This window comes from Breznakia sp. PFB1-19 (genome assembly GCF_029893935.1).
Taxonomy (GTDB): Bacteria; Bacillota_I; Bacilli_A; order Erysipelotrichales; family Erysipelotrichaceae; genus Breznakia; species Breznakia blatticola.
On sequence record NZ_JARXXJ010000015.1, the window covers coordinates 12210 to 37200 of the forward strand.

The 24991-nt window shown below is 33.7% G+C and carries 11 protein-coding genes; all 11 read right to left on the bottom strand.

Annotated features, from left to right (window positions below; genetic code table 11):
• Positions 1–211: 211 nt before the first annotated feature.
• Positions 212–4300 carry an InlB B-repeat-containing protein gene (locus M2098_RS07965; RefSeq protein ID WP_280683431.1) on the bottom strand — a complete coding sequence of 1363 codons (4089 nt, stop codon included), beginning with the start codon at positions 4298–4300 and terminating at the stop codon, positions 212–214.
• A gap of 209 nt (positions 4301–4509) precedes the next feature.
• The gene (locus tag M2098_RS07970) at positions 4510–8295 is read right to left on the bottom strand and encodes a leucine-rich repeat protein (RefSeq protein ID WP_134169320.1); all 3786 of its coding nucleotides are present in this window, start codon (positions 8293–8295) and stop codon (positions 4510–4512) included.
• Between the two features lie 371 nt (positions 8296–8666).
• The gene (locus M2098_RS07975; RefSeq protein WP_280683430.1) at positions 8667–15560 is read right to left on the bottom strand and encodes a LapB repeat-containing protein; all 6894 of its coding nucleotides are present in this window, start codon (positions 15558–15560) and stop codon (positions 8667–8669) included.
• A gap of 187 nt (positions 15561–15747) precedes the next feature.
• Positions 15748–16383 (bottom strand): hypothetical protein, encoded by a 636-nt coding sequence (locus tag M2098_RS07980; protein WP_280683429.1) that lies wholly within the window; start codon positions 16381–16383, stop codon positions 15748–15750.
• A 1-nt stretch (position 16384) separates the two neighbouring features.
• Positions 16385–17749 (bottom strand): hypothetical protein, encoded by a 1365-nt coding sequence (locus M2098_RS07985; RefSeq protein ID WP_280683427.1) that lies wholly within the window; start codon positions 17747–17749, stop codon positions 16385–16387.
• On the bottom strand, positions 17742–18413 hold the full coding sequence (locus M2098_RS07990) for a response regulator transcription factor (protein WP_280683425.1): 672 nt from the start codon (positions 18411–18413) through the stop codon (positions 17742–17744). The genes M2098_RS07985 and M2098_RS07990 overlap by 8 nt, the downstream gene beginning before the upstream one ends.
• A 25-nt stretch (positions 18414–18438) precedes the next feature.
• Positions 18439–19656, bottom strand: a complete 1218-nt coding sequence (locus tag M2098_RS07995) for an NlpC/P60 family protein (RefSeq protein WP_280683423.1) — start codon at positions 19654–19656, stop codon at positions 18439–18441.
• Positions 19657–20100: 444 nt separating this feature from the next.
• Positions 20101–20778 (bottom strand): response regulator transcription factor, encoded by a 678-nt coding sequence (locus M2098_RS08000; RefSeq protein WP_280683421.1) that lies wholly within the window; start codon positions 20776–20778, stop codon positions 20101–20103.
• An 820-nt stretch (positions 20779–21598) separates the two neighbouring features.
• Positions 21599–22030, bottom strand: coding sequence for a hypothetical protein (locus M2098_RS08005; RefSeq protein ID WP_280683419.1), 432 nt, complete (start codon positions 22028–22030; stop codon positions 21599–21601).
• Between the two features lie 423 nt (positions 22031–22453).
• Positions 22454–23089, bottom strand: a complete 636-nt coding sequence (locus tag M2098_RS08010; RefSeq protein ID WP_280683451.1) for a response regulator transcription factor — start codon at positions 23087–23089, stop codon at positions 22454–22456.
• A gap of 194 nt (positions 23090–23283) precedes the next feature.
• Complete coding sequence (locus tag M2098_RS08015) at positions 23284–24978, bottom strand: Na/Pi cotransporter family protein (RefSeq protein ID WP_280683416.1); 1695 nt, start codon at positions 24976–24978, stop codon at positions 23284–23286.
• Between the last annotated feature and the right edge of the window lie 13 nt (positions 24979–24991).

Here is a 24991-nt window from a genome sequence, read left to right on the forward strand (position 1 = left end):
AATCCATACAATTAATTCATAATAAATATTTTTTAATTCATAGCCCCTTACCTAAGTTGTGTTTACATTTTAAAATTATTATATATAAACTGTCAACGATAACGAATGATGAATTCTTGATTCATTTTTTCCAACTTATTTTATCGATTTTCGCAAAAAAAGACTTACGTATAGACGTTGATTCATTGCGTCTATTCGCAAGTCTTATAAACTAATTTTCAGTCTTATAAAGTGATCGCACCTTATTCCGTATTAATAACGCAACACTAACTGCTGCCATAAATAGCGTAAGCAATAATTTCGATGCACTACTTGTATCACCAGTTTCAATTGATGGTTTTGAATTTGGTGTTTGATTTGAATTAGCACTTCCATTTGGTTTTGAATCTTTTGATGGTAAATTAGCACTTGGTTTATCTGGTGTATTACCACCTTCATTTGGCAGACTATTACAAACATCTATTTTACGATATACCGCTGTGAATGTTGTGCTTTCTTCCATATTCATTTTTGCGATATCTTCGCTTGAATATACACTTGACGATCCATTCATCGACCATCCAATATGTTCATAGTTTTCATTACTCTTTACTGATGGAACATAGGACACTTGATTTCCAAATACTACTTGTTCGTTCATCGTATTTGTTGTATTACCAGAAGCATCTACTAAGATTCCTTGTTCTCCTTGTTCAAACACGACAAGCAGTTCATCTGCACTCCATGTTGCTGTATAAACAGTTGTACTACCTGCTTTTCCAAAGACTTTTGTAGGTTCTACATCCCATCCTGTAAATGCGAATCCTTTTTTCGTTACTTCTGGAACCTCATAAGCTTTTCCAGGTTTTCCTTCTACGTAACTTCCAAATGCTCCTTGTGAATCAACTCCACCATCGTACATAAAGATTACCGTTGCATTGTCTACTTCTTCATACTGCGCAACAAATTCAGAATTTTTTGTAATCTTCATTTTTGCAATATCTTCACTAGCATATAACGTACTTGAACCATTTAAAGACCATCCTTTAAATGTATGTCCCTCGTATACTTTAATCTCCGGCACATATGTTACTGTATCTTGATATTTCACGTCTTCTGCATATGTATCAATTTTTGCATCGTCCGCATCAAACATATCTCCATATTCACCTGGTAGGAATGTTACTTCAAGAGATGATGTTTCCCAAATTGCTGTATAAACACTTGTGCTACCAGCACTGCCAAATACTAATGTAGGCTGTTTATCCCACCCAGCAAACGTATAGCCGTCTTTTATGATTGAAGGTGATATATACGCTGTTCCTGGTTTCCCAACGATTACACTCATATATTCTAAGTTATCGTCAACTCCACCTTTATAATCAAAGATAACTGTTACTTCGCCAATCTCTTCATAAATTGCAGTAAATACCACATTACCTGTGACTTTTAGATCGTTAACTTCATCACTTGTGTATAATATTTCACTTCCATCTTTTGACCAACCAACAAACTTGTATGAAGCATCAGATGTCACTGATGGAACAAAGGTAATTTTTTCTTTGTATACTACCCTTGTTTCCACTGTATCAACAGTATCATTTGCTTCATTTGTTAGTACACCATGTTCTCCTTTTTCAAAGGTAACTTTGTATGAAATTGGTGTCCACTGTGCATGATAAATACTTATACTATTTGCTTCACCAAACACTAATGTTGGAGTTTCATTCCATCCATCAAATTCATAACCTGTTCTTGTTGGAACTGGTGTAGCATATGCTGTCCCTGGTTTTCCATTGATTGTCTTCATGAATTTTGAGTCATCATCTAATCCACCATTGTAGTTAAAGATAACTGTTGCATTATTTATTTCTTTATATACTGCAGTGAATGTCACATCTTCAGTTACGTTGTATTTCTCAATCGCTTCATTAGAATAGATTTTCCCAGTGCCCGCGTGTTTCCAACCAACAAATTCATAATTTGTATTTGCCGTAACACCTGGCACAAACGTGACTGTATCACTAATTTTTACTTTTTCTGATACTGTAGAGGCCGTATCTCCCTTTTTATTGCTGAGTGTACCATTATCTCCTTGTTTGAATGTTACGTTATATGATAATCGTTTCCATTGTGCTGTGTAAATTGTTGTACTTCCTGCATCACCAAATTTCTTAGTTGGCTCTACATTCCAACCGATGAATTCATAACCTTCCTTCGTAACTGAAGGAACTGTATAGGTTTCATTTGGTTCACCACTTACAATTGTAATCTTCTCATCATTATCATCAATTCCACCATCATAGTTAAATATGACTGTCGCCGTTCCGTTTTTCTCCCAAACAGCTGTATATGTTTTATTACCAACAATTGGTTGTTTGTCCATTGCTTTTGGGTAAATAATTGCTCCATATGCTTTATCTTCCCATCCCACTAAACGATAACCTTCTCTTATTACTTGTTTGTAGTCTGGAGTTGGATTCATTGCAGTTTCATAATCACCTAAAGTTTCATAGTCTGTCACTTGTGTCCATTTTACATCTGCTTCAGAACCTGCAATATTTCCACCATTCAAATCATATGTAATATCAGCAACTACTACTTGATCGTATACCATTAAATCAAAATGTGTATTGGTAGTATTTCCTACTGTATTGCCACCTATACTTCCCGTACCTGCATTATAGAATACTTCTTTTGCACCACTTCCATCATAATACGTTCCACGTATAGCTACTCGATAAAATTCGTCTCCAGAACATGTTTGTGTCACTTGTCTAAAACTTCTTAGATCCTGCTCACTACGTATTTTAATTTCGTTTATTTTTGTTAGTTTACTAAACCCATCAGTATAATCATAGTTACGAGTACCATTCGTTAAGAAACACGAACCACCCATTGCAACTGTTTGAATATCTATCCAGTAATATTCAAACTCAACATATCCACCTGTTAAACTTCCAGACTCACTCAAAAGAAGTGGATGATAAACGTCGACTCCAACTTTCTGATTTCCATTTTGTAATTGAACATTAAGATCATATGTAATATTTCCTGTTCCTATTGCGTCAACAATTTGACCATTTACCGTAGGCTTAATTACAGGTTCGATTGGATACACTCCAGGCGTTAGAGCTACAACTCCAGCTGCATCAAGATATGTCCCAGATAATATATCTGTCGTTTCTACTTTTTTTGCTGTGTCCTTATATAACCACTTCGCTTGATATCCAGCTGATAGTGTTACACCATCAAGCGAAGGTAATGTATACGCTGTGTTGACTTCCCAAAAAGAAGTTGTTGTATTTTTCGTATACTGAAGTGATTGATTATATAGTTTCTTTTCGCTACTTAGTACTGTTCCATTTGTATCTTGTGCTTGAAGTTCTACTTCATATGTAAATTGCTTCTTTAAATTTGCATCAGTTCCTGAAAGCGCATTTACTCTATCAAACTCAGACTTATTTGAAAAAACAACCATGCTGTTTGCAACCGCAGAAGAACTCGTACCGCTTATATTAAAAGATGTAGATGTATAGGAAGCCCCAACTGTTTCACTTATGATTTGAACACTTTTGAATGGACTAATCGTATTTATTTTAAACGCTTCATTTCCCACAGAAGTAACTGTACTTGGAATCGCAAAAAACACTGAACTTCCATCTTGTATCATCTGAAAAGAAAATGCGTTATTACCGATTGTCACCAATTTAGACGGTAAAGTAATGGCTGAAGTTATGGTTTTTCCGTTGACCTTTATATATTCTACTGCACCAATGGAACCTAATGCTAACTCGCCAATAAACGTAATATTATCTGACAGAGTAATTTGCTTCAAACCAGTTTGATGCAAGGCTTTTGTTTGTAATGTTGTCACGCTATCCGACATCTCTAAAGATGTCATTTGATACTGTGCATTAAACGCGCTTGAGTTGATTGTAGTTAATTTTGTTGGTTGTGTCATATCTGTCTTTGTAATTGTATATGGCATGTATGAGCCAGTCCAACCTGGAACGCTTCCATTTCTTGCAAATGCAAACGAACCTATAGACACTACTTTCGAACCATTAATTTCATCTGGAATTGTTAGTTCCACATCTTTTAGGGTAGATTCACTACCAGCAACCGAAATGTACCAACTTTTGTTCAAAGAGGTAATCTCTATCCCTCCTGATACACTTCTATAATTAAACACACTGCTAGCACTATAGTCTGATGTTTTAATCACATCAGCACTTGCTCGTATTGATTGCTGTTCAACAGTGAAAATCGCTGCAAATGCAATAACCACTGCAAGTGCAACACTTATAATCTTTTTCATTTTATGTTCCTCTCTTCATTTCTATCTCTATCTCTATGTCTAGAAATCTAGACTCCAACATCATAAGTGTATAAAGATAATCGCTGACAAACAAGTTTTTTCTTGTTTGTTTTATGTGTTTTATGAACCATAACTTCTACTTAATTGAAAATGCGAGGTATACACTACTGTATACACCCCACATTTCATTATCTTTATTCACTCTATTGTTATTTTTTAGAACGTTTTATTTTACTCCATCCAAATCCACCTAGAGCAAGTACTGCTACTAGTCCAAGCAACAAATACACGTTTACATCAGTAGTATCTCCTGAATTCACTGTGTTGCTAGTTGCAACATTAGGTTTACTGTCTTCTGGTAGTTTCTCATATTGTGCAATAAATGTTACATCTTCTGTGATCAACATTTGTTTAACTTTCTCACTACTGTATACATCTTCAGTTCCTTTAAGCAACCAACCTACAAACTTGTATCTTTCGTTTGGCTTTACAACTGGAACATATGAGACAGATGTGTTGAATAACACACGCTCATCAATTGTTACCGCTTCCTTATTATCATCGCCAACCAAAATACCACTGTCACCTTTTTCAAATACAACCTGGTAATCATCACGCTCGCACTTCCATGCACCAGCAAAAATATAGTTACTGTTTTCAAGCGTTGTACTAGTTGTACTCCACCCTTGGAATATCCAACGGTCTTCTCCGATTACAATCGGATCACTACTAAATTCTGTAGCGTGTACTGTTGTTCCTGTTCTAAATGCACCTAATGCTTCTGGCGCCATATTCTTAATACTTTCAGGAAGTTCTTTTCCTTTTGTAACACTTACAAATTCATGATATGCATAGTATCTATTTAATTTCGGATGATTTTTTGCAGCTATTTTATCTCCAACAACACTAGCAGTTACTGGAAGATTACCCGTTGCATCTTCTTTTCCATCCCTTAGTTTTAGTTGTACTGTAACTGAATTTACTGTACCACTTTTAGCTTCAACGATATCCCAAATCAGTTTATTTCCTTCAATTCTTGCTGAACTATTTTCAGTAAGAACATCTATATCAGCATCTGTACCACTCAAGAAGTCAAAGTATTTTGATAAATCCACTTCTACTTGAGATGTAATCGGAAGTTCATCTTCATTAATATACTGAATCGCTTCTGATAGAAGTTCTGTAAATTCGTTGTCATCTTTTGCAAGATAGAATGTTTCGTTATCAAATGAAATATCTTTCAAGTTCTTTTCGTATTCTGCTTCAATTGAAGCAATACCAAGAGGATATACCCTGACACCTGCATCACGTAAAATTGCAGCTTCAGCCACACCATCACATTCTTCTTTTGGAAGTTTTGTTCCATCTTCTAACTTAACATTTGGAATTCCATCAGTTATGAAAATAATAACTGCTTCTCTACTTGTATCTTCTCTATTATCAATCAATTCTTTTGCCGCAAGCAAACCTTCCGAGTAATTTGTATAATTACTTTCAATCAACGTTCTTTTTTCTGCTCTTAACGCATCTCCATCTTCAAGGAATCCATCTGTACTCCATAATGAATCTGTTCCAAAAGCTGTTAAAGCGATTCTATTGTCGTATCCTTCACCATTTTTTTCCAAAATCATATCATATGCATCAGATAAAATATCTTCCATAATTAATGATCTAGGATACTTATCATCTGTACCCGAAATGTTTTTTGGAACTAGCATAGAATCACTATAATCGAGCACGAATACATAATCTAGTCTCGTATTTAATTTAGAACGTGCAAAATCCACACGAAGTTCTGCTTCATTTAAAGCATCATTTGTCCACTTCGCAGAAGACTGCAGCATTACATCTCCACTATAGTTTTGCGCAGTACTTTCATATCCACTAACCTCAGGATATCCAACCGGAGGTGTATTAACATCTGGAAGGCTTCCTGTTAATGTCATTAATTTTTTATGAATAACATTAGATATACCCAAACATCCCTCATACGCACGTCCATGGAAAGTTTTTATTGTTTCTGGAATAACTAGTTCTCCAGTGAAATCACAAAATGCAAAAATATATATTCCTGAAATATGTTCAACATTTTCACCGAAGGACAAAGTTCCAGTAAACCCGCTTTCATAAAAGATGGATCTTTCTGTCAAGTCACAATCTACAAATAAGTTTCGTGGTTTAACTGTCGCATTTTTACCAAACTGATGAAACGCTGCTTCTCCGACATACTCTATACTAGAAGGTAATGCCAAATCCCCAGTAAACTTTGTCATTGCAAATGCATAATGCCCAATTGTTTTTACTGCATTTCCAAGCGTTAATGTTCCTGTAAATCCACTTTCTCGAAACGCGGCAATTTCATCAAGATTACAGTTTACTGTTAAATTGTTTAGACTTCCAACTGTTCCAAATTTTTCAAATGCAAACTCTCCAACATATGTCAAAGTCTCAGGTAAAACTAAGTCTCCACTAAATGACGTTGCCCCTCTGAACGATTGCTTTGCAAGAGTCTTTACAGAGTTACCAATTGTTAGTGTTCCTGTAAATCCACTTTCTTGAAACACGGCAGTTTCATCAAGATTACAGTTTACTGTTAAATTGTTTGGTCTTCCAACTGTTCCAAATTGATAGAACGCCCATGATTTTACTAAACTAAGAGTTGAAGGAAGCACTAAATCTCCTGTAAACCCTGTTGCCTGATAGAAACTTTGCGTTTCAATAGTTTTTACACTTTCACCAATCGTTAACGCACCTGTAAATCCACTACGATAAAAAACAGCTGGTTTAGACAAATCACAATTTACTGTTAAGTTTCCTGGTTTTCCATTAACTCCAAACTCTCTAAACGCGTACGTTCCAACACCTTTAACTGTGGAAGGTAGTACTAAATCTCCTGTAGCGTTTTTCACTTGGCGAAAAGCCTCTGTTCCAATATACGCTACGTTTGGCCCAAAGGTCACTTTTCCATTGATATTTGCACTTTGAAAGACATTTGACTTTGGAAGTGAACAATTTATATCAACATTTTGCACCTTCCCATAATACCCAAAATAATAAAATGCGTACTTATTGACTAAAGTTACTGTACTAGGAAGAACAAAATCTCCTGTAAACCCTGTATAGCTAAAACTATACTCACCAATATCCTTTACCTCAGGACCAATAGTTAATGAACCTGTAAAAACGCTGCCATAAAATGCTTGCTCAGATATCGTTTCACTATTTACTGTCACGTTCCCATTAATCGGCTTTTTATAACTACCAAAACAATAAAATGCATAGTCTCCAACTTTCTTCACTGTACTAGGAATTACGATGTCTCCTGTAAATCCATTTACAAGAGTAAATGCATAGTCTTCAATTTCAGTAATTGTTGAAGGAAATACAAGGCTTCCAGTAAAAGTCCTTCCAGTATCTTTATAGAAGGCCATCGCACCAATTTTAGTTACTGTATATTCTTCACCATCTGTTGTTGCTAAAACTTTTGATGGAATCACCAAATCTCCAGCATATGCAGCATCTTTTGTTCCCGTTACTGTTGCTGTCTTAGTACCATCTGTTGAAAATGTATATGTTAATACACTATCAGCTTCTGCTACAACCCCAGTTCTTGGTTGAACTTTTCTAGCCACATCACCCGTGTTGACTTGTTTAACTTTTGCACCTTCTTTTGATTCTTCTACATTGTTTTCACTTTGTGATGAATCTTGTGCATCCGTCTTTTCTTCATATTCTTTTATCTCATCTTCTAGTGCTGGAATTTCTATTGGTTCATCAACTATTTCTTCCTCCACTATAACAATCTCTTCTGCTGTTTCCGATTCACCAAGAGTACTTCCATTTTCTGGAGTACCTTCTTCTTGTGGATTCTCTTCAACCACTTCCTCATTCGCTTTACCCATTACTGAATAGTTACTTACTTGCCCTATTACCACAAACATAATAATTGCTACCGTAAATAGCTTGCGAATAAAACTACTTTGCGTTCGTTTCATTTCTTCTTTCCTTTCCTAGATAATACATCGAACTATCATCTACATACACACACTTTTCGATATGCGTTCTACTTGCCAACAATAGAATTTTTTACACATACAGTAAACAAATTCTCTCATTTGCAACCCCACTATATAAATCATAAATATCCTCGCCAATGCACTCAATTGTATTTCAGTGAGAATAATGATGATTTGTTGCGTAATGTTCGGATTATCAACTCTTGCTGACACGCACTTCACAAAAACTTTATAATCTCCATATTTGTATTACAAATCCAATAAAAGGTTGACACTAGTGCCAACCTTTTGGGTATTGGTGAATATCACCATTCATCATACATAGTTAGTATAGGATCTATGTTAAATGACTATTTGTTTGTACGTCTTCTTCTTGTGAAGATTGCAATACCAGCAAGAGAGATTAATAGTAATGCCATCATTTCATTAATTGTTGATGATAAATTAACTCCTGTTGCAGGATCACCTGATGTATCTTTGTCTTTATCTTTACCTGGTGTTGATGGATTTGCTTTTACTTCTTCTTTGATTGTTACTTTCACTTGTCCAACAACAACTTCAAGATCTTCTTCACTAACAAGCATTCTTGCTGCTTTAGCAGAAGTAGGACTTGTTAATACTAAGTCAAGAATTACATCTTCTCCAGCTTTTGCATTTTTTAAAGCATCCATGTTTTTGATGTATACAGGTAAATCTGTAATTCCATCTAAATAATCATCTTTCCAAGCTTTCGCTCCTGCTTTATTAATAATAAATGCTTCAACTGTTCCATCTTCAATGTGTGAAGTTAATTCACTCATTTCTAATGTAATGTCATTTCCTTCAATATAGTAAAGTGCTTTTCTCACGATATTCACTTGTACTGTTTTAGTTGTAACATTATCAACTGAATCAGTTACTGTAATTGTTACAAGGAATGGTTTAATTTCTTTTAAATCTTCAGGGTTGAAGTCAACTTTAGCAAAGTCAGAAGTAACAGTTGGTGCTAATAATGAATTATCACTTACTACTAATCCGATTTGTTCGAAGAATTCTGCTTCAGTTACTTCGCTTTCTGCACGATATGAAATAGTTACTAAGTCACTATCAACAACTGGTGCAGTTGTATCAATTACATTTACTGTAATATCAATTGATGTTGTATTTCCTGTTGGATCAGTTACATATAATGTAATTACTGTTCCATCTTTGATTACACTTGTATCTAAGTCATCAAAGTTTGTAGCATATACGTTTACATCTGCTAAGACATCATTATCTTTAGCTTTTGTAACATTTACTGCTTTTAAGAAATCTTCATAAGTTACTTCTGTATTCACTTCAAATTCAACAGTTTCATTTTCAACTTCAAACGTTGGATCTGTTGTATCTGTTACTGTTACAGTAACTGGAAGTGATGTTGAGTTTCCTGTTTTGTCAGTTACAGTTAATGTAATCACTGTTCCTGTTTCATCCACTACATCTAAATCAATGTCATTGAAATCAACTGATGTAATTTCTAGGTCATTTTTAGATGCTGGATCATTATCTGACTTTGTGATTGTTCCAAGTTGGTCAAGTACATCTTGAAGTGTTGAAGCACTTGATAATTCTAATCTTGCTTCATCATTTTCAATTGTAAATTCTGGAGCAGTTGTATCAACAACTTTTACAGTTACCTCTACAGTTGCTGTTAGTCCAGCTTTATCTTCCACATATAATGTTACTTTTGTACCATCTTCATTAACTACACCTTGTTTTAAATCTTTAAAGTCAGCAGATTTAACTTCAAGTGGTTTAGAACCTTCATCATTATCATTAGATACTGCATTTAATGCTGTAGTTAAATCAGCAAGAGTAATTGTATCTCCTACTTCTAATACATACTCTTTAGTATCTACTGTTAATGTAGGTACAGTTGTATCTTCAACTTTCACTTTAATTGTTACTGATTTTTTGTTACCTGTTGGGTCTGTTACAGTTAACGTAACATCTTTTCCTACTTTATCAACACGAGCTTGATCAACTTTAGCAAAATCAGAGTAATCAATTGTTTTCACCATCGCTGGATCATTATCTTCGATTGTAATTTTTCCAAGTAGTGATTCTAATTCAGCAGGTGTAGTCAATACACCAGCTTCAATTGTAATATCTTTTTTCTCAACATCAAATGTTGGTTTCGTAGTATCTGAAATAGTTACTTCTACTGGTAATGATGTAGAGTTTCCTGATTTATCAGTTACTGTTACATTAATAGTAGTAACACTTGGTGTATTTTTGCTAATACTTCCAAACTCAGCAGATGTAATATCCATGCTATTTGTAGATGCTGGATCATTATCTGATTTTGTAATTGTTCCAAGTTGATCAATTACATCTTGAAGTGTTGAGTTCTTTCCTAATTCCAATCTTGCTTTATTTTTCTCGATTGTGAATTTTGGATCAGTTGTATCAACAACTTTCACAACTACATCAGTAGTTGTTTTGTAACCTGAATTGTCAGCTACATAAAGAATAACAGTTGTACCGTTTTTGTTAACTTCATTTTGTTTTAGTTTTGTAAAGTTGTCTGATTTAATTTCTAGTGTTGATCCTTTATCATTGTCACTTGCTGTAACACCAGATGCACTAATTAAATCAGCTAAATCAATAGTTTTTCCAACTTCCAATACGTATTCATCTTTAGTTTTAGATAATGTAGGTGCTTGTGTATCTCCTACCTTAACTTTTACAGTTACGCTAGATGAATTGTTTGAAGCATCTTTTACAGTTAAGATAATATCTTTTCCTGTTTTATCTACTTTTGTTTGAACTAGACTTTCAAATGCAGTTGACTCAATTTGTCCAGCATATGCTTTATCGTTATCTGTGTTTGTAATAGTACCTAAGTATTTAGTAACAAAATCAGCTAAACTAATATTTTCACTTGCTTCAATTGTTACTGTTTTGTTTTCTACATCAAATGTAGGAGCAGTTGTATCTTTAACTTTCACAAGTACTTCTTGTTTAGTTTCTAATCCTGCTGCATCTGTAACAAAGAATACCACTTTTTTACCTACTGTATCAACTTCATCTTGTTTAATATCACCAAAGTTTTTCGCTTGAATTGTCATAGGTAATGAGTTTGGATTATTGTCATCAATCACAACATCACTTAACAACGCTGCAACATCCGCAACTGTATACTTATCAGCTGCTCCTAATTCAAGGATTAACTCTTTTGTTGATGTTGTAAATGTAGGGACTGTTTTATCTTCAACAGTAAATGCAATTTGTTTCTCTACACTATTACCATCACTATCTGTAACTTTATATTTCAATGTGAATGATCCAGTATCATTTAATTTGTTATTTTTATCAACCAATGCATCAGTTAAGTTTGTAATTACTACATCGCTTGTAGCTAATGCAGTATCTTCAACATCTGTAGCACTTGTAATGTATGAACGTGGATCAAATGCATCTCCTACTTCAAGAGTAGCTGTTGCTGTAGATAATGTTAATTCTGGCAATTTGTTTGAGTTAACTGTAATATCTACTTCTTTAGTTTTTGTATTACCAAACATATCTGTAGCAGTTACAACAATTTTTGTAGTACCTGCTTTTACACCCGTTACTTCACCAGTTGAACTTACTGTCGCAATTGTTGGATCTTGAGAAGCATAAGTAATTGAATTTACCTCTGCTTTTACTTTACTAAATGTATCTTCACTAACTACAACAGTTGTGATATTTGTTTTCGTTCCAGAACCCAGTGTATTTGCTTCTTTTACAGTAGCTGGAGTTGCAATAGCCACAACTGTCAATGATGATGGATTGTAATCCATTACCCCAACACTTAATTTCTTAGATTCTTCTTTTGTAGGATCTACATTAAGAATTAATCCTGTATTAGCTCCTGCATTATCAACCATAGAACCGATATCACTTCCAGTAGCTTTATTCTTAAATGTGAAGTATTGTTTGTTTCCACCACTAAGTGCACCATTGAAGTCTACTTTGTAACTTCCCGCTGCTAAATCTTCAAATGCAAATGATCCATCTGCTTTTGTATTAACAGTTACAGTTGAACTTCCATCCATTTTAGTTAATGTTAATGCAACGTTACTCATCATTTCATCAGAATTATTGTAAATACCATCAAGGTCTTTATCTAGGAATAATTGTCCTTCAATAGAACCAATTTGTAAGATTGCTCCAACACGTGTTCCATTAATCCAACTTGCACTTCCCGCTTTAAAGTATGTATATGGCATAAAGTCATTTACTGCACCAAGTTTTGCAGCACCTGCTCCAGTTACACTATCTGAATCTTCAGCAACTTCATAGTCAAATTTCAATATTGCTTTTTCATATGGATCCATTCCACCATCCAACACAACTTTAATCATTTGTGTATTTGCAGTTGGCGTTGTTGTCCATGTAATACCAGACGTTGACGAATCACTTCCGTCCGCTTTAATTTTAACTGTATCTAAAGTTGCATCATCACTATAATAAACTTTATATTTTGATTTCTTAGCTTCATTTACAGTGTCTTGATCTGTAACCTCAATATCTGCAGTACCTGTAACCTTCATGTCCCAAGCAAATGCATTATCTTGAAATTCTGTCCCAACATTTCTTCCAGTTTTTGGTACTGGTAAGTATGTTACAAAGCTGTCAACACTAGTATCACGGTTGTTCATAACTTCAACAGTATATTCACCTGCTGCACTTGGAGTAAACCCAACAGCAGAATCTGCATTTCCGTCATATGGTAGTTGACGTGATCCTCCAGTTGGAACTAAATATGTATCAATAAGTAATGACTTTTTATCATTGATGTTTAACACTGTATTTTGTTGTACCGAGAAAATAGAGTCAACAGTCGCATCTCCATTATTAACAATATCATTCACATCTAAGCTAGATTTATAGTCAGTACCTCTATACTTAGTGTTTGCCGCGGTCCACCAGCAATTATCTTTCCAATTGTAGCTTCCTGATGCAAGCAAACTTGCAGTGACATCACATGTTATTTCAATAGCACCATAATATTTACCATCAACATACCCACCTAAATACGTCTTTGTATCAATTTTAATGTATGTTTCTCCATTTTTCTCATATGGCTCTGAAACATTTATACTTACATTTTCACCATTTTGAGTTGCTTTAAAGTTACTATATGTTATATGTTTAGGGACTCTCAATATCATTGAAGGGTCTTTAGTTAAGGAAACGTACGATTCATTTGTTTCCCTAGTTATTCGCAAATTATGATCTATTTTAAATGAAAGTTCTCCAGTTTCTCCAGCATTAAGCGCTAGAGTTTTTGCTGTAGGATCATCTATTTGCTGAGAAATTATATTCGATTCATAGTTTACAGTTCCTGTGAATTCACTCACTGTTTCAGTGGCAGCCACTTTGTTTTCATCTAATGCGTAAGTACGAAGCTTAATTGTTCCCGTTGAAGAACTTTCATCTAGGCTTCCAATAACTTTATATTTACTACCGTAGTAGCCATTTAAAGGCACATTGCCAGTATTGTATCCCGCTTTAAATGTACCGATATTCACAGTAACTTTTTCGAAATACTCATTAGTATCAAGACCTTCTGTCTCTCTATTTACTCCATATTGGACTACACCGTCATTTGTGTCAACTTTATATAAGCTTGTTTCGACAGTTCTATTTTTTGTTGTTGTATAAGTTACTACCGCTCCTGGATTTGAACCCGTTGGAAAAGTAATAGTATCTGCTAAATAATCCTCAATTGAGATATCTAACCATTGATTTTTTATTTCTTTAATCGTCGTTCCAGAAAGGTAGTATATAAGGTTTACCGACTTTTGGTTTTCAACAATTTTTTTATACTCTACCGTAAGTGCGTGTATTCCTAGTTTATCTTTAATTGCACTTTCATCAATCACATTGATTTTTAATCCAGTTGGTGCTAATCCGTTCATTATTGTTCCATCATAATATGTAAACTTCATTTCTGCTTTTTTTGATGCAACATGCGTTCCTGCTGTCAATTCATCTGTTTTTAGTCGAATTTGAATTATTCCAGTATCTCTGGCAGGTCTACAATTTTTGATTTTTACGATTGCATACCCTTCAGTATCATCATAACTAACAAGTTCTCCTTGAGCTACTGAATCAAATTTTGCCCCAATTGGATAGTAAATTTTATACTCCGCTTCTAATAGATATGGGTTATGCGGATTACCAAGTCCCATAAACATCGGTGCAGTTAATAATGGAGTTGTGTCTCCTAACTTAGCTGTCGTATGTGCAGCGGTTTGATTAAAATATGAACTCCCAGTTTTTGTATGCTTAACATTAACACTTGTTGATACACTTCCTAGAGACACTCCGTTTGCTTCAGCATCAACAACGATTGCATTAGCAAAGTTATCTTTATTTCCGTATGCTAAATATTCATCAGGTGTAACTTTTAAGCGTAGTTCATAACTTTCAACATCACCTTTAATTTTGTAACTTAACTTACCAGAATAACTATCATAGTATGCACTTTTTGTAGGTAACTTCGCTACTGATTCTGTTAATACATCGTTAGGAGAAGGCATTGGTATTTGTGTGATATCGTTTTCGTTTTTGTCGAATACAGGGTATGCAGCATATCTCATACCTTGAGGTAATGTGATATTAATATATCTTTCTGCTGCTCCTGCTTGTTTTAAATCAACAGTAACAACCACATCATATGCTTGTCCGGCTTTCCAACCATTTAATTCGACGTAATCAGGAATTTCTACAGTTACTTTATCACTTGTCACTGGTGCAAGTGTTGGTAAAATACTGTTGAATGGTGCAAATACTGAAGCTGCTTCATTAGTTGTTGTTGTAACTTCAGGTTCTTTCACTTCCTGAATACTTGTCGTTTCCACGTTAAAGACATATTCTTTTTCTTCTGCCTCTAGCGTATCTGGATTGTCGATCAAGTATTTTACTGTGAATTCATACACACCGTTGTTTTCTGCAACGTATTCGTATGTGTTTTCGTCCGTTTTGCGTTCTGTCGCATCTGGATACACAATACTGATTACATTAACATCAGCGTGAATTGCATCAACTGTAAAATTGACGTATTCCTTATTCTCCTGTTCATTATAATCTTGTGTAAGGCTTACACTTACATCATCATTTGCTAGTGCATCATCTTTTGCGAGAACATCAGCGGAGAAGACTCCCACCGAGGTCACACACAAGACTATGGCTAGTAATGACTTTAAAAATCTTTGAAAATTCTTATTCATTTTCTATCCCTCCCGTGGTTGCTGAAAAACCATAAAATATGGTCTTTGCATTTATATAGTAGCAACGGGCATTTTTCAATACAAACACGTTTAAATATAGTTTATTAAGATTATGTTTATACAATTTTTCAGGCTAAAAAACGTTAAGAAAAGGACATAAATGACACGTTATTATCATTTATGTCCCTCAATTGTCATAAAGTATTCGCTGTCCAGTACGTAACTGTCTTTGTAGATAGATACTGATCATAAGAATTAAAACCAGAGGTATTATACTCATAGCTATAGTAATGCTTGTGATTGACCACGTATTCTTTTTCGTTTCTTCTGATAGATAGATGGACAAGTTTTCAAATTGTAGACTTGTTACTTTTCCTTCATATACATTTGATATAATCGTCGTATTCTTTTTCGTTGAGAACGTAACTGTATATGCAACTTGAGATTCTTTTGACTTACTAACATTTACTTTTGTTATTGGAACGTTTCTTCCATCTTCTAAACTCCACGCTCGTGCGTTGGCTTTTTTAATAAGTTCTTTATCCGTCAGACTATCCATTGTATTTAAAGGTATCCGTATATCACTTGCATCAATACCTTCTTGGTTTTTTTTGTTAATTTTAGTATTAGGAAATGTAATTGTTGTTTTAATATACCTTGTCGTCTCTTTTCCTGGCTCTCCAACTTTTATCTCAATAAAGTATGTTCCTGGTTTATTTATCGATTCTGGATTTGTGGTTTCCTCTTCCTTGTCATTTGCAAGCACTGGCACCATGAAACATAAAATCACTAAAAGTAAGATACAGTGTTTTACTATTTTCATCCTAAAGATTACTAGGTAACAAGATGATGATACGTACCTTTTCCCCTTCAATTTGTAATTCATAGGTTCCACCAAGCAAATTTGTTAAATCCTTAATTAAAAACAATCCGTTTCCACTACTATATACATGTTCTTTACTGTTTTCGACAGTCACCGCATTGAATAACTGCTCACTACTTTTCATTCGAACAATATTTTCTTTCGAACTAACATTTTCAAACACAATAGCAATTTTATCTTTCTTTGTCTCCATAAAAATCAATAATTCTGTTTGTGGTGTTGCATACTTCATCATATTCGACATTAAATTGTGAATCAGTAATTGAACGGTTGATTTGTTGAATCTACCTTGCAACATATCAGGTACTGATACATTAAGCGAAAAATGCTTACTATCAAGTGACTTTGCAAAAAGTTTAATTGCATCCATTACAATACTTACGAAATCAATAACTGTTGTCTCTGCTTTTACGTTGTAAAAATTTCCTTTCATGATAGCTAATACTTCATTAACATCTTTCATTAACTTTTCACTTAATTCAATATTCATTTTTGCAATTTGCGAACTCGTCATTTGCTCATTTTGCAAACTATATTCGTTTTCAAGTATTAACTGATGTACTGGCGTTTTTAAATCATGAATAAAAGATCGCGAAACAATAATCGTATTATGTAAACGTTCTCTTTCGAGTTGAAGTTGCTGTTCTAAAATCGTATGCTTTCGCGATACAGCATGTATATTATTCTCTAATTTTTTAGCGAATGCTTCAAGTTCACGATTGACATTATCTTCACTTGCACTTAAGTTCTCAAAATCATAACTCTCTAATTTAGCAACAGAATCACGTACACGTTTTAAAGGTAATAATAGATTTCTACCTAATACAAAAATACCAAGCGTTATAAATACAAATGCGCCTGCTAATATCATTGCTTGATTTACAAGATAGCTCTCTAAATTCTCATTCCCTTTCATTTGATATAATCCATACCAAAAAATGATATTTTCACCATCTACTTCATAAAACCCCTCAGCTTCTTCAAGTAGTGCATCTTTATTTATATATCCCATATAGGAATTCGCTTGAATTGGTAAACTTTTATATAATACTTCGTTTTCTTGACTCCGTATAACTAATTCCATTGGATATTCATCAATTACCTTCTCTGCTGATGTCTTATAATCGTCTGGATTTTGTTCAAATAAATGCTCTAAAGCTTCTTCTGCATTTTGAATGTATGTTACTTCATTTTCTCTATAAATTTCCTCTAGGTTTAAAAAGTTATATATAAACATTCCCATACACGCAACATATCCAACAATTAATACAGCTGCTACCACTTTAAGTGTGTGTTTTCTATTCATTCCACTTATATCCAAATCCACGGATTGTCACAAGTGAAAAGATACGTAATTTATCACGAAGATTTTTTATATGAACATCCACTACACGAGGCTCAACATCATGGATATCCATCATCCAAACACTTTCAATGAGTTCCTCTCTAGATAAGACATTTCCTTTATTTTGTAAGAACATTGCAAGTAATTCATATTCTTTTCTAGTTAAATTAACAACTTCGCCTTCTTTGTATACTTGATGTGTTTTCTGATTCAACTCAATTTGATTTGCTTTCGAATATAAAACGTAGTCTTGTTTGACTGTTTCTTTACGATCTAAGACTAAGCGAATATATTTTAAAATCACTTGGATTCCTTTTTCTTTGACCATGTATAAATCAATTTGATTATTAATTGACTCGACTTCACTTTCATCATCTGGATTTGCTGTTAAAATAATGGTTTTTATATTTGCTTGTATATTTTTTGCAGCTTTTGTAAAGCGCACTCCATTCATATCTGGCATAACTAAATCAGATATTACTAAATCATATGTATGTTTTGTTAGTTGTTCAATTCCATCGATTGGATTCTCACATAAATCTACACTATACCCATGATCAGTTAGTAATTTTGTTAGGAATTGACCATATGAACGATCATCTTCAACAAGTAGTATTTGTTCCATAATCACCATCCTCCCTGTTTTTTATTTACTGGTTATTTCTAATATATGCATTTATTTCATCCCATGTCATTTTCGATGTGAATCGATAATAACGCGGTGAAGATGCATAAGCTAATTTTACATGTGAAATTTTTACGCTATTTCCTTCAAAACCTCCGTGCACAGCTTGATTTGAGCCTATGTATATTGCAACATGCGCACTCCCAAACCCTGCATCATCATAATAGATTATATCTCCTGGTTTTAATTGATTCTCACTAATCGCAGTAGATAATCCTGGAAAATAGATTGCTTCAATGGCCTCCATTGAAGACGTATTTCCTGTAATTTTACCTGCATCAACAAGTGCGTTTGTTACAAGTTGTTCACTTGTAAGTTGTTGCCCTTGTTTATCAAGAGCAGCATTTGCTACTGCATTATTGGTAGTTGTTATCGGGGCTTCAATAAACTCATTCCCATAACTCTCATCTACTTCATAATATGTGTCGTCTGGTACGATACTAGCTAGTCCATCACGCAAACTTACTAACTGAATAGCCAATTCACCCATTTGAGATCCTTTTGCACCTGCAGCTAATTCATTTTCTTGTATAGGACTGTTTTCTGCTACTACTTCAATGGAATACTCCACAACAGAAGTTAAAAAGCTTTTGTCAATTGCCATTACTTTTATGACATAAGTTCCAACCGTAGTTGTATCAAGATCGGTATATAGCAAAGCAGATTCATATATTTTTTTCTTTGCTTTGTAGTTTTGTACATCCTCATCTGAAGTGTATACCTTTTTATTTTCTTCTAAATACTTTTTTGCTGCAGCACTTCTTGTTGTAACAAATGTTTTTTCATCAACCACTTCAACGCTATGTATATCTCCATCACAGTCATCAAAAATCGATTGGATATTCCCCTCTAATACAAATTCTTCATTGATATGAATTTTCTTGATTTCTTTAGTGTTTTGTACAAGTTCAATTTTCGGATTCTTCGTATCACTAACAACAACAGATTTTGAAATCGTCTTGTCCTTCTCTTTCCACTGTACCACATACGTTCCCGGAACGAATGTATCTACATCAACTGACAGATCACTAGCTTCTTTTGGTATATCTAATTCCTTCTTTGCATCGAATGTGCTTCCATATTCTAGATAGTATATTTCCTCACTCTTTTGTTGAGTTGGAAAATATACTACACATGCTAATATGAAACATATGCTCCCTATTACAATCGTTGTCTTCTTCATGAATTTCCCTCAATATAGTTATTTCTTGCACCATGATAAAAATACAATATCCTTTATCTATGTAGCTTGTATGTTTTCACCCAGTACATACAAGTTACATTCATAATGCAAAACGCATAACATTTGTTTAATACCCATATTATACATAAAAAACAAACTATATTATTTACATTTTCTATTTTGTCAGATATATCCCTCCGATATATCTGAGACCCTTAGTCATAATTACTACTTGTTTGAAATGTTTTCCTTTCTCTTTATTTTTATGGAACTACTAAAACAAAGGAAACCATAATCTCCTTTGTTACTTTGTACAATAATACGAATGATAAGATTGAGTTGATGTGTTCCAATCTTTGCCAAAATTTTTTTGCTTGTATTTGCAAACTATATATTGTGTTTATTGTTATCTATCTTATCTTTCGTTACATAACTTTCATTTGGTTATTCATCCCATTTATAACCGTACCCACGTATCGATGTAATACAGTAAATATTCAATTTTGATCGCAATCGTTTGATATGTCCATCAATAACGCGAAGTTCAATATCTTCGATATCGATTGTCCATATTTTCTCAGCAATTTCTTCACGACTTAATGCGACTCCTTTGTTCTCTAAGAAAAATACGAGTAATTCATATTCTTTTCTTGTAACTTCAACAACTTTTCCATCTCTTGTAACTTGACGCTTTCGCGTATCTACAATGATATGTTCTTTTAATGACTCTAATTCATGACCATTTTCTGATTTATGCGTAATTTCTTTTCGCAATAATTCATCTATATACTTCACAGTAACATCAATACTTTTATTTTTACTAAAGTAATGATCTACATTTGCCTCAAGGGCTTTAATTTCTGTTTCATCATCTGGATTTGACGTTAAAATAATGCTTTTTAAGGTCGGATGAATTCCACGTAAAATCGAAATCATTTGAATTCCATTCATTCCTTCCATTATTTGTTCAGAAACCACGAGATCATAATGTCCACCGACAAAATTTGCTACCGCCTCAACTGGATTCTTTATACTTACAACATCATATCCATTTCTCTCTATTGCATCTTTTAACCTTGCTGAATAGACTTCATCTTCTTCAACTATTAAAACTTTATACATTTTTCCTCCTCACACTTCACACAAATTTAAAAATGACACAATCAACACTATTAAATCTTAACAAACACAAATTGCAATCTCAATGTGTTTTGGGTATCTATTATTAGAATTGTGCATATCGTGAACTGTATAAAAAGAGTGTTAATATTTTGTGATTTGTTATCTTTGCATAAACCACATAAAGTTTTACTCATAAAGACACTAAAACCTTTTATTTATCGTATGATTTTATTATCGAAACATCCAATCAAAGGGGATAATTAACAATATAAACAAACTACACAAATATAACTTTGTATTACACAAACTTGCATTGCTATACTTTTTGTAATGATAAAGACATTCTGTGTGTTTATCATTACAGCTCTTTGCTTGATATATTTTTTCTCAAATTGTACAGCTTTCAAAATATATCAAGTAAGAGTCTGTAACTCGTATTACAGATTTTTTCGTATATGAATATATGGGGAATTCATACAACTTGTATCATTTGCATACTCAACTTTGTATACAAGTTAAAAAATCATGATTTGTACAACCACTCAATTTTATTACTATATTCGAAAGGAGGCTTTTAGGCTAGTTGCTGCAAAATACCTACGAACAAAATTATAAACCTTTACTCACATCAACTTAGCCAACTAATAAAATTGAAACTATATGAGAATTATACAACCTATATCATTATGTATAACTCTCTTGTAAAACAGTTTATTTAAATATGTGAACTTACACGATATCCCCTTTATCATAATTGTGAGAACATATAGCTTTACGCATACTCAAAAAAATACTAGCTCAATATTACGAGCTAGTATTTTTATTTACATGTAGCACCTTCTGTTTTCAACAAATTTGTAAAATCTTTTACAGACATTGCTTTTATTTCAGCAAGCGTTTTTCCACTATTCAGTAGCACATCTGGAATTGTCTCTAATTCTTGGACATCAAGTTTAAACGTCATGCTAAGAGCATCCTCTTCTGCTTCTACTTCAATCTCAATTCCTTTTTTCCCTTCTACTTGTTTTTGCATAGTTGCTTCGAAATTTTTAATATCTTCTTCTTTCAAATCCTTATACTGATCATCTATACTAGTAATCATATAATCAATTTTCCCAATTTTGTCTCCATCTTCTTTAATTGTTATTTCATAAGAATCTGAACCATTACTAAATGTACACACTGTTTTGTTTGAATTTGCACATCCAACTAATACTAAACAAGCAAATAATCCAATGATAGTTTTTTTCATTTCGAATCCTCTCTTTCAATTCTTTATTATACGTAGGTTTACACTGAACAAAAACATGAAGAATCATGATAATTGTTCAGTTTATGTCTTAAATGCGAATCCCTTAATAAAAAGAAAAAAATGCCCATAAAGAGCACCTTTTCCTTTTGTGTGTGTGTTTTAATAAGAAGGGAACCCCCGCTTATAGACTGATAGATCTATCTCTATCAAAGGCATTATACCAACCATCGCTAACACATTCAAACACATTTCTGTATAGATTATATGTATTGTTTGTTATATGAAATACTTAAAAACAATGTGTTATTTATGCCCTTCTGACACACATTTGTATACAAATGCGCTTTAATTGCAATCTCTTAATTGCACGCATCCTTCACACATAAATAATAAGTTACTTGCCTACACTGTATTGATGATATCTCACTGCTCATTCCATTTATAACCAAACCCACGAATTGCATTGATACAATACAAATCTAGTTTTGTGCGTAGACGATTGATATGTCCATCAATCACACGCAAATCAATAGTTTCGATTTCAGTCGTCCACAATTCTTCTGCAATCGTTTCACGACTTAATGCAACCCCCTTGTTGTTTAAAAATAAATGCAATAAATCATACTCTTTTTTCGTTACATCTACAATTTGATCATTTTTGTAAACTTCTCGTTTCTTTGTATCAATAACAAGTCCTTCTTCTTCTGACATCACACTGTTTGATAACATTGCTTGTTCTCGCAAGTCTCTTGCCAGTGCATTTTCAATATATGTTACGATAACATCCAAACTCTTCTGTTTACTTAAAAACTGATCAACTCCACATTCAATGGACTGAATTTCTACAATTTCATCATTGCAATTTGTAAGCATGATGCTGCGTAATGTCGGTATAACTCCCTGCAATATACCAATCATTTGAAGACCATTCATTGAATCTAATTCATACTCAGTAACAATTAGATTAAATGGCTTTTTTACACACGTAGAAACGGCTTTTACTGGATCAGTAAAACTTTCCACTTTATAACCTTTCTTCCTTAACACTTTGCTTAATATAGATGTATATACTTTTTACTCCTGCATTTTCCCTCATTATCTTATTTATACCTTTCAACTTCACACTAGGGCATAAATAACACTATACAAATAGTAACAAACAACGAGTGAAATCTCAAAGAAATTAGGGTTTATTTTTCATTGTTACTCTATGTATGTAAAAAGGTAATGGAATTTGACTTCCACTACCTTTTTTATGCTGTAATTGCTTCTGTTTCTACGTGTTTTGAAATTACTTGTGACTTAGAAACAGAGTTATTTACGATGTTTAACATATGTTCACCCATACGCATTAAATTGGATAAGATATCTACATATATTGATGCAGCTACTTGATCTTTACATGAGTAATCAACAATACGATCAAAGTGACTATCTCTAAATCCATCTTCAAGTTCTTTTAGTTGTAGATGAATTTCACCAACTCTTGCAACATTCTCATCTTTATCTATGTCTGCATAGACATTCATTGCAGCTGGTAACATCTCTTCTAAAAGACTATACATTTTGTGTAGTTCTGTATTTGCAGTAGTTGAGAATCTTTCTTTTTCATCAAACACTAATTTATAGAATTGTGATAACACAACTGATAAATCAGATATACGTTCTAAGTTTTTTACAACAACATAGTTACGTGAATACTCTTTGGTTTGATCTTTTGCAAGGTTTTGTTGCTGTACAATCACTGATAAGTATTTGGATAATGTTTCATCATACTTATTAACCGTTGCTTCTACTTCTTGAATTTCATCATAGTCTTCTGAACTCTTGCTTTCCAGGTAACGCTTACTCATATCCATAATCGTTGATGTATTACGACCCATACGCAAAGTATTCTTTCTTGATACCTCAAGAGCTGCTGCAGGTAATGTTTCAATTAAAGAGAAATCTAAGTTATCAATACTTTCGATTTTCGCACCTTGACGGTCTTCTCCAGGAATTAACATCTTTAATAGTTTCACACTGTAGCCAACAAACGGTAAGATCAAGACTGTAGATAGAATGTTAAAGATTAAGTGTGCTTGGGCAATCCACATTTCTGGGGAACCTTGAATAAAGGAATTTATCCAATCCACTAACCACAAGAATGGCACCATTAAAATCATTCCTAAGATGGCACCAACAATATTGTACACCGCATGAAACCATGCAGCTCTACGACTCGATACAGTCCCTCCAGCACCCGCAATGATTGCAGTAAGTGTTGTACCTACATTTGATCCAAAGATGAATGCAGCACCTGCTACAGGCGTAATAATACCTGTGGTAAATAGTTTTTGGACAATCCCAACAACCGCTGCAGATGATTGTAATACTGCAGTGGCAAGCGTTCCACCAAGTAATGCCAACCACGGATTTTCTCCTAAGAATACCATTGCATCATTAAACATCGCAGTATCCGCAATTTCAATTAATTCATCTCCCATAATTTGAAGACCTGCAAATAGTAAACCAAATCCGAGGAATACTTTTCCTAAATATGTCCACTTTTTCTTTTTTGCTAGTAGCATTAAACAAACACCAATAAAGATAATATAGTATGCATAATCTTCAATATTCATACCAATCATAATCGATGTAAAACAACTACCGATGTTTGCTCCAATGGTAATCCCAATGGCTTGTTCCAACTTCATTAATCCAGCTCTAACTAACCCTATTGAAATAACTGTTGAAGCTGTTGATGATTGAAGGGCTCCAGTAACAATTGTCCCTACAAGTACAGCCATAAATAGATTGCTCGTATATTTTTCAATATAATCACGAATCTTTGATCCAGCAATACTTTTGAGTCCATCACTCATTGAATCTATTCCATAAATAAACAATGCTAAACCACCTAAAACCAGTCCAGCAGACTTAATAAACTCAGCGTCTAAAAAATTCATACATACCTCATTT

Coding starts and splice junctions, on each gene's coding strand:
- M2098_RS08005 (WP_280683419.1), bottom strand. CDS start 22,030: ATGAAAAAAACTATCATTGGATTATTTGCTTGTTTAGTATTAGTTGGA.
- M2098_RS07995 (WP_280683423.1), bottom strand. CDS start 19,656: ATGAAGAAGACAACGATTGTAATAGGGAGCATATGTTTCATATTAGCA.
- M2098_RS07980 (WP_280683429.1), bottom strand. CDS start 16,383: ATGAAAATAGTAAAACACTGTATCTTACTTTTAGTGATTTTATGTTTC.
- M2098_RS07985 (WP_280683427.1), bottom strand. CDS start 17,749: ATGAATAGAAAACACACACTTAAAGTGGTAGCAGCTGTATTAATTGTT.
- M2098_RS07970 (WP_134169320.1), bottom strand. CDS start 8,295: ATGAAACGAACGCAAAGTAGTTTTATTCGCAAGCTATTTACGGTAGCA.
- M2098_RS08000 (WP_280683421.1), bottom strand. CDS start 20,778: ATGTATAAAGTTTTAATAGTTGAAGAAGATGAAGTCTATTCAGCAAGG.
- M2098_RS07975 (WP_280683430.1), bottom strand. CDS start 15,560: ATGAATAAGAATTTTCAAAGATTTTTAAAGTCATTACTAGCCATAGTC.
- M2098_RS07990 (WP_280683425.1), bottom strand. CDS start 18,413: ATGGAACAAATACTACTTGTTGAAGATGATCGTTCATATGGTCAATTC.
- M2098_RS07965 (WP_280683431.1), bottom strand. CDS start 4,300: ATGAAAAAGATTATAAGTGTTGCACTTGCAGTGGTTATTGCATTTGCA.
- M2098_RS08015 (WP_280683416.1), bottom strand. CDS start 24,978: ATGAATTTTTTAGACGCTGAGTTTATTAAGTCTGCTGGACTGGTTTTA.